The organism is Nocardia sp. NPDC003269, assembly GCF_042888005.1.
GTDB lineage: Bacteria > Actinomycetota > Actinomycetes > Mycobacteriales > Mycobacteriaceae > Nocardia.
In genome coordinates this window covers 230,881-244,758 of record NZ_JBIAPA010000003.1, presented here as the reverse complement: position 1 = coordinate 244,758, position 13,878 = coordinate 230,881, and the positions used below count along the sequence as shown (strand labels likewise).

10 protein-coding genes and 1 pseudogene are annotated in these 13,878 nt (G+C 69.1%); 4 read left to right on the top strand and 7 right to left on the bottom strand.

Going from position 1 to position 13,878, the window contains the following annotated elements; genetic code table 11:
- Nucleotides 1-2: 2 nt before the first annotated feature.
- Together ACFYWJ_RS21095 and ACFYWJ_RS21090 are read right to left on the bottom strand one after the other, a co-directional pair.
- The gene (locus ACFYWJ_RS21095; protein WP_355272493.1) at nucleotides 3-1,790 is read right to left on the bottom strand and encodes a long-chain fatty acid--CoA ligase; all 1,788 of its coding nucleotides are present in this window, start codon (nucleotides 1,788-1,790) and stop codon (nucleotides 3-5) included.
- A gap of 49 nt (nucleotides 1,791-1,839) precedes the next feature.
- On the bottom strand, nucleotides 1,840-3,324 hold the full coding sequence (locus tag ACFYWJ_RS21090) for an NAD(P)/FAD-dependent oxidoreductase (RefSeq protein ID WP_355272494.1): 1,485 nt from the start codon (nucleotides 3,322-3,324) through the stop codon (nucleotides 1,840-1,842).
- Between the two features lie 108 nt (nucleotides 3,325-3,432).
- Here ACFYWJ_RS21090 and ACFYWJ_RS21085 point away from each other — a divergent pair, with 108 nt between their 5' ends.
- Complete coding sequence (locus tag ACFYWJ_RS21085) at nucleotides 3,433-4,488, top strand: AraC family transcriptional regulator (RefSeq protein ID WP_355272496.1); 1,056 nt, start codon at nucleotides 3,433-3,435, stop codon at nucleotides 4,486-4,488.
- Between the two features lie 39 nt (nucleotides 4,489-4,527).
- Here ACFYWJ_RS21085 and ACFYWJ_RS21080 read toward each other — a convergent pair whose 3' ends face one another.
- The 4 genes and pseudogenes from ACFYWJ_RS21080 to ACFYWJ_RS21065 all read right to left on the bottom strand — a co-directional run bounded on the left by ACFYWJ_RS21080 (nucleotide 4,528) and on the right by ACFYWJ_RS21065 (nucleotide 7,644).
- A complete protein-coding gene (locus tag ACFYWJ_RS21080; protein WP_355272498.1) occupies nucleotides 4,528-4,761 on the bottom strand; it encodes a DUF3263 domain-containing protein in 234 nt (77 codons plus the stop codon).
- A 66-nt stretch (nucleotides 4,762-4,827) separates the two neighbouring features.
- Nucleotides 4,828-5,577 carry an SDR family oxidoreductase gene (locus tag ACFYWJ_RS21075; protein ID WP_355272500.1) on the bottom strand — a complete coding sequence of 250 codons (750 nt, stop codon included), beginning with the start codon at nucleotides 5,575-5,577 and terminating at the stop codon, nucleotides 4,828-4,830.
- Nucleotides 5,578-5,609: 32 nt separating this feature from the next.
- Nucleotides 5,610-6,842 (bottom strand): annotated as a pseudogene (locus tag ACFYWJ_RS21070) (class I adenylate-forming enzyme family protein); the annotation flags it as partial.
- A 172-nt stretch (nucleotides 6,843-7,014) separates the two neighbouring features.
- A complete protein-coding gene (locus ACFYWJ_RS21065; RefSeq protein ID WP_355272501.1) occupies nucleotides 7,015-7,644 on the bottom strand; it encodes a TetR/AcrR family transcriptional regulator in 630 nt (209 codons plus the stop codon).
- Nucleotides 7,645-7,817: 173 nt separating this feature from the next.
- Here ACFYWJ_RS21065 and ACFYWJ_RS21060 point away from each other — a divergent pair, with 173 nt between their 5' ends.
- The 3 genes from ACFYWJ_RS21060 to ACFYWJ_RS21050 all read left to right on the top strand — a co-directional run bounded on the left by ACFYWJ_RS21060 (nucleotide 7,818) and on the right by ACFYWJ_RS21050 (nucleotide 13,072).
- Nucleotides 7,818-9,362, top strand: coding sequence for a long-chain fatty acid--CoA ligase (locus ACFYWJ_RS21060; protein ID WP_355272503.1), 1,545 nt, complete (start codon nucleotides 7,818-7,820; stop codon nucleotides 9,360-9,362).
- A 130-nt stretch (nucleotides 9,363-9,492) separates the two neighbouring features.
- On the top strand, nucleotides 9,493-10,689 hold the full coding sequence (locus ACFYWJ_RS21055; RefSeq protein ID WP_355272505.1) for a cation:proton antiporter: 1,197 nt from the start codon (nucleotides 9,493-9,495) through the stop codon (nucleotides 10,687-10,689).
- Between the two features lie 163 nt (nucleotides 10,690-10,852).
- A complete protein-coding gene (locus tag ACFYWJ_RS21050; protein ID WP_355272507.1) occupies nucleotides 10,853-13,072 on the top strand; it encodes an MMPL family transporter in 2,220 nt (739 codons plus the stop codon).
- Here ACFYWJ_RS21050 and phaZ read toward each other — a convergent pair.
- On the bottom strand, nucleotides 13,049-13,873 hold the full coding sequence (gene phaZ / locus ACFYWJ_RS21045) for a poly(3-hydroxyalkanoate) depolymerase (RefSeq protein ID WP_355272509.1): 825 nt from the start codon (nucleotides 13,871-13,873) through the stop codon (nucleotides 13,049-13,051). The genes ACFYWJ_RS21050 and phaZ overlap by 24 nt on opposite strands.
- Between the last annotated feature and the right edge of the window lie 5 nt (nucleotides 13,874-13,878).

The following is a 13,878-nucleotide window of genomic DNA, read 5'->3' as shown; positions in this document are numbered from 1 at the left end:
GGTCAGCGCGCGGCGCTGTACATGGTGTCGATCTCGGTGGCGTACTTGGCCGTGACCGGTGTGCGCTTCAGCTTTCCCGTCGGCGTCAGTTCGTCACCGCCGGGCTGCCAGAAGACCGGCGCGACAACGAATTTCTTGATCTGCTCCACCCTGGCCAGCTTCGCGTTGGCGTCGCGGATGCCGGCGTCGATGATCTCGCGGATCCCCGGTTCGGTGGCCAGCTCGGCCGGGTTCGGGGTCAGGCCGTTGGCGAGGGCGTACGCGGCGGCGGCATCGGGGTCGAGGGCGATCAGCGCGGTGACATACGGCCGCGCGTCGCCGATGGCCACCACCGACCCGGCGAGCGGGCAGGCGACCTTCACGTAGCCCTCGATCTTGCTGGGCGACATGTTCTTTCCGCCGGAGTTGACGATCAGCTCCTTCTTGCGGTCGACGATCGAGACGAAGCCGTCGGCGTCGACGGTGCCGATATCGCCGGTGTGCACCCAGCCGTCCGCGTCGATCGCCTCGGCGGTCTGCTCGGGGTCGCCCAGGTATCCCTTCATCACGATCGGGCCGCGGACCAGGATCTCGCCGTCCTCGGCGATCGATACCTGGACCCCGCGCGCGGCGACACCGACCGTGCCGAGCCGCATCCGGCCCGGCCGGTTCAAGGTGGCGATGGCCGACAGTTCCGACATGCCGTACACCTCACCGACCGGCAGACCGAGTCCGAGGACGAACTCGAGCGCCTCCGGTGCGATCGGCGCCGCCCCGGTCGCGCCGACGAGCAACTCGTCGAGCCCGAGCCGGTGCCGGATCTTCTGCAGGACCAGTCGATCCGCCACCCGATGCCGCGCGGCCAGCCACGGCGAGACTCCGCCGCCGGACGTGCCGAGCTCGGCACGCACCCGCTGCCGCCCGATATCGATGGCCCACGTCGCGAGATTCCGCTTGACCGGACTGGTCTCGGCGGCGAGCTGCGCCTCCAGCGCGCCCTTGATCTTGTACCAGACCTGAGGCACGCCGACGAACGCCGTCGGCCGGGTGTCCGCCAGCGCGGTCACGATCTGCTTCGGGTCGGCCAGGTCGGTGACCGGTCCCCCGCCGATCATCGGGAAGTAGTGGCACGTCCAGCGATTCACGATGTGCGCGTCCGGCAGGTAGGACACCGTCCGGTGTTCGAACCAGGGATCGAGCATGTCGCGGACGCCGTCGATATTGCTCAGGATGTTGGCATGGGTGAGCTCGACGCCCTTGGGGGTTCCGGTGGTGCCGGAGGTGAAGATGATCGTCAGGACGTCCGTGGCGCGGACCTGTTCCCAGGCCGCCCGGAAGTCGAAGCCGGGCAGCGGGTTCGACTCGAGCTCGGCCAGCGACACCGTGTCGGCCCCGCCCTCGTCGACGACAACGACCGTGTCGACGGTCCGGTCGACGGCGCGGGCCGCGGCGATCTGCGGCAGGAACTGCTTCTCGCACACGATCACCCGGCTCCCGGTCTTCGCCAGCTGATAGGCGATCGTCTCGACCGGGTTGGTGTTGTAGATCGAGAAGGGCACCGCGCCCAGGTGCATCGCGGCGGTGTCGACGAGATGGAATTCGGGCCGGTTGGTCAGCATCAGCGCCACGGCGTCACCGGCGGCGACACCCAGATTCGCCAGCCCCGCGGCGATCCGCTCCACCCGGCGCGCGCACTCGCCCCAGGTGATGCGGGTGGTGTCGCCGGGTGTGCGCAGGGCGACGGCGTCGGGCATGCGGGCGGCGGTGCGCTGGAACGCTTCGCACAGGGTGGTCGGCAGGACAACGGTCATCGGTCGGCTCCGGCAGGTCTCGTCGGGAAGGGGGTCGATCGGGCGCTGTTCACAGCCCGGGGCGGTCGGCCGTGGCGGGGACCACCTGGTAGTCCGACAGCGCGAAGGTGCGCGTGCCGCGGCGATAGCTGGACACGGTGCCCGGCCAGTTGTTGGTGATGCGTCCGGCGGCGGTGCGGTACCAACTCGTGCACCGGGTCCACGGGGTCCGTTCCAGCCGCCGCTGCACCCGGGTGTCGTACGCCTCGGCCACCTCGGCCCGCACATCGAGCACCCGTCCCGGGTGCCGGGCGATCTGCTGGACGGCCTGGCGGATGTAGCGGGCCTGGGATTCGATCATGTAGACGATCGACCCCACGCCGAGATTGGTGTTCGGGCCGTAGATCAGGAACATGTTCGGGAAGCCGGGGACGGCCATGCCCTGGTAGGCGCGGGCGCCGCCGTCCCACGCGTCGGTCAGCTCGCGTCCGGCGCGCCCGGTGATCCGCATGGGCCACAGGAATTCGGTGCCCTTGAATCCCGTACCGTAGATGATCACGTCCGCGCCGTGCACGACACCGTCGGCGGTGCGCAGCCCGTCGGGCAGGATCTCGCTGATCGCGCTGGTCTCGACGTGTGCGTTGGGCTGGGTGAGGGCCGGAAAGTAGTTGTTGGAGAACAGGCCTCGCTTGCAGCCTGCCGGATAGTCCGGCAGCAGCGCGGCTCGCAGCCGCGGGTCCCGCACCTGGTTCTCGAGATGCCGGGTGGCGATGCCGGTCACCAGCGGCCGGATCGCGGGGACATCGACGATGCCCAGCGACAGGAATTCGCACAGGGCCCAGACCGCGAACCGTTCCGCCAGCCGGATCGGTGGCACGGCGGCGAACACGGTGTGGTGCCAGGGCCGGTACTCGATGTCCGGCTTGGGCAGCACCCAGGCGGCCGACCGCTGGAACAGGGTCAGCCGCTCCACCTTCGGCTGGATGGCGGGCACGAACTGGATCGCGCTGGCGCCGGTCCCGATCACCGCGACCCGCTTGCCGGTGAGGTCCACCGCGTGATTCCACTCGGCCGAGTGGAACGACTCCCCCTGGAAATCGTCGATTCCCGGGATGTTCGGCAGCGCCGGACGCGACAGCTGTCCCACGGCCGGGATGAGGATGTCGGCGGTGATCGTCGCGCCGTCCGCCGTGCGCACCGTCCAGGTGCCGGTGGCGTCGTCGAATTCGGCCGCCGTCACCTCGGCCCCGAACCGGATCTTCGGGATCAGACCGCGTTTCTCGGCGACCCCGCGCAGGTAGGCCAGGATGTCGGGCTGCTCGGAGAACCGCTTGGGCCAGTCGGTCCGGGGTTCGTAAGAGTACGAGTACAGCGGTGAGGGGATGTCGCAGCCCGCCCCGGGGTAGGTGTTCTCCCGCCACACACCGCCGACGTCGGCGGCCCGTTCCAGCAGCGTCACCCGGTCGAATCCGGCCTTCTGCAGTTCCATCGCCATGCCGAGGCCGCCGAAACCGGTGCCGATGATGACGATCGACGGGGTGGTGCGCGCGCTCATCCCAGGACTCCTCTGTCGCTGCTGTCGCTGTCAACGCTACGACCTGCGCGAACACCGGGGACAAACAACGACGGCCAGCAAATCAATATTTTCGGCCATACTGGGCGGATGCGTACCGTCGAAGAGCCGGAAGTCCGGACCTGGGACTTTCCGCGCGGCATCGCCAGCATCGCGGTGATGGCGGCCTTCGCGGCCGATCACGGCGTCACCGGCGATCGCGTGCTGGCCGGCACCGGCCTCGCCGAGACGGCCCTGACCGCGCCCGATCTGCAGGTGCCCGCCGCGACCGAGCTCGTCGTCGTGCGCAATCTCGTGCGCGAGCTCGCCCACGTTCCCGCGCTCGGCGTCGAGGTGGGGCGCCGCTACCGGCTCTCCACCTTCGGCATCTTCGGCTTCGCCTGCGTCACCAGTCCCACACTGCGCGAGGCGATTTCGCTGGCGCTGCGCTACTACCACCTGGGCTACGGATTCTGCACGCCGGTCGTCGAATCCGGCGACGGCGGGGTGCTGGCCCGGATCCAGCACGAGCTCGTTCCCCCCGACGTGGTGCGCTTCCTCGTCGAACGCGACATCGTCGCCATGCATCGGGTGATGGGTGACCTGCTCGGTCACGAACTCGCCGTGTCACGGATCGAGTTCGACTTCGACGCGGGCGACAGCGCCGAGCGCCTGGCCGAGGTGCTCGGCGCTCCGCCGGAGTTCGGCCGCGCGCAGACGGTGTTCACCCTCGACCCGGAGGTGCTGGCCCAGACTCTGCCCCAGGCGAACGCCCAGACCTGGAGCCTGTGTGTCGCGCAGTGCGCCGATCTCCTGCAACGGCGCAGCGCCCGCACGGGCATCACGGCGGAGGTCCGCGAGCTGATCCTGCCCGGCGGCGAGTCCGCGGGCATCGCGTCCCCGCCGACCATCGAGGTGGTCGCGCGCGAACTGGGCACGAGCCCGCGCACGCTCCGGCGGCGTCTCACCGAGGCGGGTACCGGCTATCGCGCGCTCGTCGACGAGGTCCGCTGCACGCTGGCCGAGGAGATGCTCACCGGCACCCCGCTCTCGATCGACGACATCGCGATCCGGCTGGGCTACGCCGAGGCGACGCCGTTCATCCACGCCTTCAAACGCTGGACCGGGACCACGCCGTCGGCCTACCGGCGCTCCCGCGTCCGCTGAGGGACAGCGAACGCCGACTCGGCTCACACGGAGACCGGGCTACCGCCACAACCGATTCCGACACTGTTCCCGCAGTGTGGCGACAGTCGCGTTGGTGACCGTGCACGCGGCGCGCGAGCCGAGCAACCGGTGCAGTCGGCGGTGGAATTCGTCGGCGCCGAGCCCGAATCGGACAAAGGCCTCGGCATCGTTGCCGCCGTAGGGCGCCCACGCGGTGGCGAATTCGAGCAGCTCGATGTCGGCGGCGCTCAGCACCGCCGGCCGGTCACCCATCAGGCCACATCCGTGCCGGTGGGCGCGCCCGGCGTCGGCGCACGCCACGCCCGGTGCGGAATCTCTTCACACATGGCTGAACTCGCCGCCGCGGAACGAGGCCGCGTCACTCAGCCGCTGTCCGCCGTCGATCACGAAGGTCTCGCCGGTGATCCGGCCCGCCGCGTCGGAGGCGAGGAAGGCGATGGCGGCACCGATGTCCTCGGGCTCAGCGTGGTCCGCCGCCGCGACGGCCGATTGCGGCTGGTCCGGCGGCGTGCGGACGGTACCCGGCGCGACAGCGTTGACCCGCACGCCGGGCGAGAGTTCCAGCGCCAGTTGCTCGGTGACGTGGATCAGTGCGGCCTTCGCGGCGTGGTAGAGCCCGAGGTCGGATGTCGGGCCGCCGATCGACGCGGTGTTGATCACGACCCCGCCGTGCTCGCCCATCCAGGCCCGCGTCACCAGCGAGGTCCACAGGATCGGCCCCCACACGTTCACCCCGAAGGTCTTGGTGAAGCGCAGGTAGTCCTGGTCGAGGACCGGCCCGGCCGACGGGTTGCGGTCCGCGGCGTTGACCAGGATGTCGATGCTGCCGAAGCGGCTCATCGTGGCCTCGACACACCGCAGGGCCGCCGACTCGTCGATGCCTCCGGCGGCGAAACCGAGCGCTACGCCCCGCAATTCGGCTGCGGCGGCATCGGCGACCTCCTGCCTGCGTGCGGTGAGGACGACATTGCCGCCCGCCGCAACGATGGCCCGCGCGGCGGCGAGGCCGATTCCCGCCGAGGCTCCGGTGACGATCGCGGTGCGTCCGGTCAGATCGAGTCGGCTCATGTCGGTCCGCCGTCCGCGTCCGGTGTCCGGCGTCCGGTTCCGGCGGTGTCGGCGAGGCGGTCGATGAGGTAGACCCTCCCCGCGTCGTCGATGCGCACCACGTCACCGGTGCGGAGCCAGCCGCCGACGATCGTCTCGGCGGTCGCCGCCGGGCGATACCAGTATCCGGCAGTGACATTGGCACCACGGACGACCAGCTCACCGATGTGCGGCACATCGCCGATCGGGACGATCCCGATGTCCACCGACGGCACCGCGTAGCCGACGGAGTCCGCGTGCGTGACCGCGTCGCGATCGGGCAGCACGGTGATCAGCGACGCCGTCTCGGTCGTGCCGTAACCGTTGGTCACCGTCGCGCGGGGAAAGGCCGCGAGCAACTCGCGCACCAGCGACGGCGCGATCGGGGCACCGCCGTAGCCGACCATCCGCACTCCGGACACGTCCGCGGTGGCGAAGTCCGGGTGCCGCAGCAGCGCCGAGTAGACCGACGGCACCGTCACGACGAAGGAGATCCGTTCCACCGCCAGCGTTTCGATCAGCAGCGCGAGATCGGGCGCGGCCTGGATCACCGCGGTTCCACCGACGTAGGCGGCGACCACCAGTTGCGAATGGCAGGCCGTCACCTGGAACAGCGGCATCGAGATCAGGGTCCGCAGATCCGAGCCCACCTCGCGGGGCAGCGTGCAGCTGCGGATCATGTTCTCGGCATTGGTGACGAAGGCGCCGTGGGTGGTGGGCACGCCCTTCGGGCGCCCGGTGCCGCCCGAGGTGTAGAACAGCGCGGCCAGGTCGTCGGCGCAGAGCCCCTCCGCCACATAGGGGTCGCTGTCCGGCAGCGGGGTGTCCGCGGTGAGATCGACCGCGATGTCGGCGTCGGTGAGGACGAATTCCACCTCCGAGTCCGCCGACCGGGTATTCACCGCCACGGCGATGCCGCCGGCCATGATCGTGCCCCAGAAGGCGAGCGCCCAGGTCGTCCCCGACGGGTAGCGCAGCGCCACCCGATCCCCGCGCCGCACTCCGGCGGCACGCAGGCCACCGGCCGTCCGCGCGGCGCGGTCCCAGAGCTGCCGGTAGGTCAGCCGGTCGCCGCCGACTTCCGCGACGGCTTCGGCGTCCGGTCGCTGCTCGACGTGGGCGCGCAGGACATCGATCAGCGTCTCCTGGACCGAGGCGTAGCGCGGGGTTCCCGTGCTGTCGCGCGTCACCTCCGACTGCGGAAAAGGATTGCGCGCACGCGTGACTTCGATGACAGCGGTGGTCACGCGGCAACTCCGAACGCTCGATGGAATGGTGAGTGAGCATGGTGGCCAGGTGTTCCCCTAACACGCCACCAATACTCGATCTCGAATCTATTTCGAGTTTATGGACACCGCGGAGCCCTGTCAAACAATCGGCCGATGGTCCGGCGTCTCCACTCGGCCCCCGAAGGAGGGGTCAGGCCCTCGGCGCGTAGGTCTCGAGATAGGCGGCGACGAGCCGTCGCGCTTCGGCGATCGTGGCTTCGTCACCGGAAGACGACCGCCGGAAGGCGATGTCGAACAGCCGGTTGCCCGCCTCGAAAGCGAGCTCGACGGGGAGCAGCGGCGTCTCGGCGTCGACGAACTCGCGGTCGATGAGGTACCGCCAGAAGCGTTCGGACTGCGCCGCGTCGAACACCCGCGCCACCTCGGCGATCGCCGGGGGACGCCCCACGAACCAGAGTTCGATGAAGCCGGGAAACTCCCGGTAGTAGGCGAGAAGCAGATCGATGATCACATCGGTGGCCTGGCGCAGATTCCGCGCCACCGGACGCTCCAGCGCCGCGGTGATGCGCGCGTCCAGTTCGCGGACATGGCGGTGCGCCAGTTCGACATCGACCTGATAGCGGTCGGCGAAGTAGTGATAGATCGACGCCAGCGGAATGCCGGTCCGGTCCCCGATCGCCTTCAGCGTCGCCGCGTCGTAGCCCTGCTCCCGCAGCAAGGAATCGGCGGCCTCGAGAATCGCCTGCACACGCTCGATCCCGCGACGCTGCACGGGAGCGGGGCGGGCCGAGGCCTGCGGGGCCACCTTGTTCTCGAACACGACTTGACATCGTAACAGCCGACGGCATCGTCGACCGTCGACCAACGCGGGACTCGACCCCGCTCTCCTTCGCCGGTGACGCGCCTTGACAGGGTCAGGATTCCGCCCCTAACGTCAATCTCGATTCGACTTCGAATTCTCTCGGCCTCCCTCATTCGCGCAAGGACGTACCCGTGCTGAACCTGTCGGTCCTCCTCGAGGACTCCGCCCGTCGCCATCCACACCGCGACGCTCTCGTCCTGGGTGGGACCCGGCTGACCTATGCCCAGGTGGACGCCGCGGCCAATCAGGTGGCCAACCTCCTGGTCGCGCGCGGGATCCGGCCCGGCGACAAGGTCGCGCTCAGCTGCCCGAATCTGCCGTACTTCCCGATCGTCTACTACGGCATTCTCAAGGCGGGCGCGGTGGTCGTGCCCCTCAATGTGCTGCTCAAGAGCCGCGAGATCGCCTACCACCTGCGCGATTCCGGCGCGGTGGCGTACTTCTGCTTCGAAGGCAGCGCCGAGCTTCCGATGGGCAGCGAGGGTTTCGCCGCCGCCGGGGTCGCCGAGGTCGAGCACTTCTTCCTCATGACCGCAGACCCCGCGGCGCCCAGCCCGCTCTCGCGTGCGGAGACGCTGGGGACGGCGGTCGCCGGTGTCAGCCCGGCCTTCGAGGCGGTAGGCACCGAGTCCACCGACACCGCGATCGTCCTCTACACCTCCGGGACGACCGGGCAGCCCAAGGGCGCGGAGCTCTCGCATTCCAACACCCTGATCAACGCCCTGACCCTGAACCAGTTGCTGCGCAATCGCCCCGCGGCCGACAGCCACATCGTCTGCCTGCCGCTGTTCCACACCTTCGGCGCCACCGTGCAGATGCACGCGGGCTTCGCGACGGCTGCCACCCTGCATCTGGTGCCACGTTTCGATGCAGCGCAGGTCGTTGCGCTGATGAACACCGAGGACATCACCTTCTTCGCCGGCGTGCCGACGATGTGGTGGGGCCTGCTCAACGCCTTGACCGCCGAGATCGACGTCGAGCGAATCGCCCGCAACCTGCGCATCGGTATCTCCGGCGGCGCCGCCCTGCCCTTGGAGATCCTGCATCAGGTGAAAGATCGCCTCGGGGTCACCGTGCTCGAGGGGTACGGCCTGTCCGAGACCTCCCCGGTGGTGTCGTTCAGCGACCCCGATCGAGGTCTCCGTCCAGGCTCGATCGGGGTGCCGATCTGGGGTGTCGAGGTCAAGCTCATCGACGACGACGGGTCGGAGATCACCGAAGTGGGGGCCGTGGGCGAAATGGCGGTCCGCGGTCCCAATGTGATGAAGGGCTATCACGGCCGCCCGGAAGCCACAGCCGAGGTCATCCGCGACGGCTGGTTCCGCACGGGCGACCTGGCCCGCAGGGACCAGGACGGCTTCTACTACATCGTCGACCGCACCAAGGACCTCATCATCCGCGGTGGATTCAACGTCTACCCGCGCGAGATCGAGGAAGTGCTGCTGACCCACCCGGCGGTCAGCCTGACCGCGGTGATCGGCGTGCCGCACGACAGTCACGGCGAAGAGGTCAAGGCCTTCGTGATCCTCGAACCCGGGACCACCGCCACCCCCGAGGAACTCGTGGCCTGGAGCCGGGAGCAGATGGCCGCCTACAAGTACCCGCGCATCGTGGAACTGGTCGACGCCCTCCCCATGACGGCGACCGGCAAGATCCTCAAGCGCGAGCTCCGCTGACGGACGAACCGCACCCGCACCTGCGCCGAGGCGGTGCCGCCGACACGCCAGCGGTACCGCCCGAGCGGGCGAAGGTCTCCTAGCATGGGATTTCCGATAGCAATCGTCTCGACCCACCGGCGGGAGAAGCATGTTCGTCGCGATAGCGGTGACGATGGCCATCATCCTGGTGTGGGCCTGCTACTCCCGCGCCTTCGCGCGCTGGAGCGTCACCGAGCCGGTGGCCATGATCGTGGCGGGCGCCGCCGTCGGGCTGACCGACGACGAGTGGTTGCTGCCCTCGATCGATACCACCGCCGCGCTGCGGATCGTCGAATTCCTGCTCGCGCTGTTCCTGTTCACCGATGCCACCGAGATCCGGGACCGGATCGCCAAGAACACCGGGGTGACCCGCATGCTGGTGGCGTTCGCTGTCAGCCTCGCGATCGCCACGGTCGCCGGGAAATACGTGCTGTCGGTGGATTCGTGGCCGCTGTTGCTGATCCTCGCCTGCATCGTCATGCCGACCGATCTGGTGCCCGCGCAGTCCATCCTGCGGGACAACCGGATCACCAAGCGGGTCCGCGACACCCTCAATGTCGAGAGCGGACTCAACGACGGACTCGTCGCCCCGGTCATGCTGTTCGCCCTCGAGGCGTATCGGCGCAGCACCGACTCCGACGAGGTGCTGGGAGCCTTCGGCCACGCGCTGCAGGCCGTGGTGAAGTCCGTACTGGTCGGCCTTCCCATCGGCGCGGCCGCCGGGCTCGCGCTGTCGGCGGCCGCGGCCCGCGGCTGGACCGACCCCAGGACCGTGCGCTGCGGCATTCTGGCGATCCCGGTGCTCACCTTCGCGCTGGCCATCCAGCTCGACGGCAACGGGTTCGTGGCGGCCTTCCTGGCCGGGCTCGCCTACCGGGCCACCCACCGAGACATCCCCGGCGAACCCCTGGAACTGACCGAGGGCTTGGCCCAATTCCTCGGCCTGGGCCTGTGGTTCGTGGTCGGCGCGATCGCGGTCGCCATTCCCGGGCTGGACTGGCAGGTCGTCGTCTACGGACTACTCGCGCTGACGGTCTTCCGGATCGTGCCCGCGGCGCTCGCCCTGATCGGTTCCCGCTTCACCGCGCCCGAGCGAATCCTGCTGTGCTGTCTGGGCCCGCGCGGCGTCGCCTCCATCGTCTTCGGCCTGCTCGCCGTGAACAGCCTGGCGGGCACGTCGGACGCGAATCTCGTCGTCGGAGCCACGCTGGTCGTCGTGTGCGGCAGCATCGTGCTGCACGGCATCGGCGCACCGCTCGTCGCCGCGCAGTTCGGTCGGCGCGCGCGGAACTCGCGCACTCGCTGAGAACCGGCAGGCTCGACGAGATCACACTCCAGAACAGCGCCGCTGTCAGCTATTCCTCAGTTTCGCGTGCCACCATCGGCGACACCGTCGACACCTCGACCTCTGCCACAGCGGTGTGGGGCAGTCGCCGATGCCCGTTGCCCCTGCTGTCGAGGAGTCGCTTGTGTTCACCCGTTGGGGCGACCTGGTCTATCGGTTCCGTTTCGCGGTGCTCGCCGTCGTCGGCGCCGCACTGCTGGCACTGGGCGGCTTCGGGCTCGGCCTGGAGAACCAGCTCACCTCCGGCGGGTGGGACGACCCCGGTTCGGAGTCGTCGCAGGGCGCGAAGATCGCCGACCGCGCGTTCGGACGCGACCACACCGCGGACGTCATCGTGCTGTACACCGCCCCCGCGGGGACGACCATCGACGATCCGGAGTTCAGCGCCGAGGTCGTCGACAGCCTCTCCCGGGTGGTCGCCGAGCATCCGACCGCGGTCGACAAGATCAACGGCACCTATTGGACAGTGGGCGCCACCCCCGGCGTGCCGTCCGTGTTCGGCTCCAAGGACAAGCAGCACGCCTTCGCGTCGATCGCGATCGTCGGCGACAACGACACCGAGGTGCTGCGCAACTACCGGGAAGTGAGCGACGCGTTCGCCATCGACGGCGTCCAGGTGGAAGTGTCCGGATTGCAGGCCGTCGGCGGCACCCTCAACGACACCATCGCCCACGACGTGCAGCGGATGGAGATGCTGGCCATCCCCGCGGTCGCGGTGCTGCTGTTCTTCATCTTCGGTGGCGTGGTCGCGGCCGCGCTGCCGCTGATCATCGGCGGGCTCACCATTCTCGGCGCCAACGGCATCGTCATGGGCATCACCCACGTCACCGACGTCAACTCGTTCGTGTCCGCCGTGGTGTCGATGATCGGACTCGGCCTGGCCATCGACTTCGGGTTGTTCATCGTCAGCAGGTTCCGCGAGGAACTGGCCGACGGCTACGACACGCGGGCCGCGGTGCGGCGCACGGTGATGACGGCGGGACGCACGGTCGTGTTCTCCGCGACGATGATCATCGCCAGCCTCGGTGGCATCCTGCTGTTCCCGCAGGGCTTCCTGCGCTCGGTCGCCTACGGCACCATCGCCACGGTCTCGCTCGCCGCGCTGACCGCGGTGACCCTGCTACCCGCGATGCTGGCGGTGCTCGGCCCGCGCGTCGACATGCTCGGACTGAAGCGGTTCCGCAAGACCAGGACGTCGGAGGAGATCGAGAACGGCTTCTGGGGCAGACTCACCCGCTGGGTGATGAAGCGTCCGCTCCAGGTGGCCATCCCGATCGTCATCGGCTTGCTGCTCCTGATCATCCCGGTCGGAAACCTGGCGTTCGGTGGCATCAACGAGAAGTACCTGCCGCCGGACAACAGCACCCGGCTCGCGCTCGAGCACTTCTACGAGATCTTCCCGCTGAAGAAGACCGACCCGATCCAGCTCGTCTTCGTCTCCGACAACACCCCGGCGATCGGCCGGATCATGCGCGAGGCCAACCAGGCACCGGGGCTGGTCAGCTCGTTCGGGGTCCCGAGCAATACCGGGTCCACCGACCCGACGGTGTATCGGACCTCCGCCACCCTGGTCGACCCGACCGGCAACGCCGAGCCGACGATCGACTACCTGCGCTCGATCGAGGTGCCCGACGGCGTGACGATGTACGTCACCGGCCAGCCCGCGATCATGGCCGACAGCATCGACACGTTGCTCGATCTGATGCCGTTCATGATCATCCTGGTGCTGGCGACCACCATGGTGCTGATGTTCCTGGCCTTCGGCTCCCTGGTGCTCCCCCTCAAGGCCGTGGTGATGAACGTGCTCGGGCTCGGCGCGACCCTGGGCATCCTCACCTGGATCTTCATCGACGGACACGGTTCCGGCATCCTCAATTTCACGCCACAGCCGATCAGCGCTCCGGTGCTGATGCTGATCATCGCGGTGATCTACGGCTTGTCGACCGACTACGAGGTCTTCCTGCTCTCCCGGATGGTGGAAGCGCGCGCCCAGGGCGCGTCCACCACCGACGCGATCCGCATCGGCACCGCCCAGACCGGGCGCATCATCACCGCGGCCGCGCTGATCCTGATCGTCGTCACCGGCGCGTTCGCGTTCTCCGATCTGGTGATGATGCAGTACATCGCCTACGGCATGATCGCGGCCCTGATCATCGACGCGACCGTCCTGCGCATGCTGCTGGTCCCCGCGATCATGAAGCTGCTCGGCGACGACTGCTGGTGGGCGCCGCAGTGGATGAAGCGGATCCAGCAGCGGGTCGGGCTCGGCGAGACCACCCTCGACGACGAGCGGCCACCGCAGCACGCGGTGACCGTCGGCTCAGCCTCCGGTGGACACGGCTGACGGCCGCAGGAAGGCCGCGACGCGGGGCGCGAGGTCGTCGGCACGGGTGATCAGGCCGAGGTGGCCGTCGGGATAGACGTGCAGGGTCGAGTGCGGCAGCAGCCGATGCATGATCCGCGCGTTGACGAGGGGAATGATCGGGTCGTCCGCGCCGGCCAGGATCAGCGTGGGCTGCCGGATCAACGGCAGGAACGGCAGACTGGTCCAGCCCGCTCCACCGATCAGCTGCAGGGCGTAGCCACGACCGGGCGCCACCCGGGCGTGGCGGATCAGAATCTCGGTCGCCAGCTCCGGTTCGTCGCGCAGGCGCCCGCCGTACAGCTGCGCGGCGATGGCCGCGGCGTAGGCGGGGTCGCGATACCGGCGGGGGGTGATCATCTTGCTCAGTACCCGCGGCCGGGCCGGGACCATCACCATGCCGGTCGCCGTGGCGACGAGCACCAGGCGACGGCAGCGCCGGGGATTCTGGAAGGCGAACTGCTGGGCCAGGCCCCCGCCCCAGGAGATGCCGAGAACGTCCACCTCGCGGCAGCCGATGTCGTCGAGCACCGTGCCGAGCAGGCAGGCCATCGTCGCGAAAGTGTAAGGCAGCCTGGGCAGTTCGGATCCGCCGATCCCGGGAACATCGAACCGGACGACGGGGATCGCCGGGTCGAGCTCGTCGACGAACGGCTGGAGCAGATCCAGGTTCGCGCCGATGCCGTTGCACAGCACCAGCGGCCGCCCCTCCCCCGCCCGCACCGAGACCCGGACACGCCGGCCGTTGATCCGCAGTTCACGAACGGTGTCGACAGGGGTCACGCGCA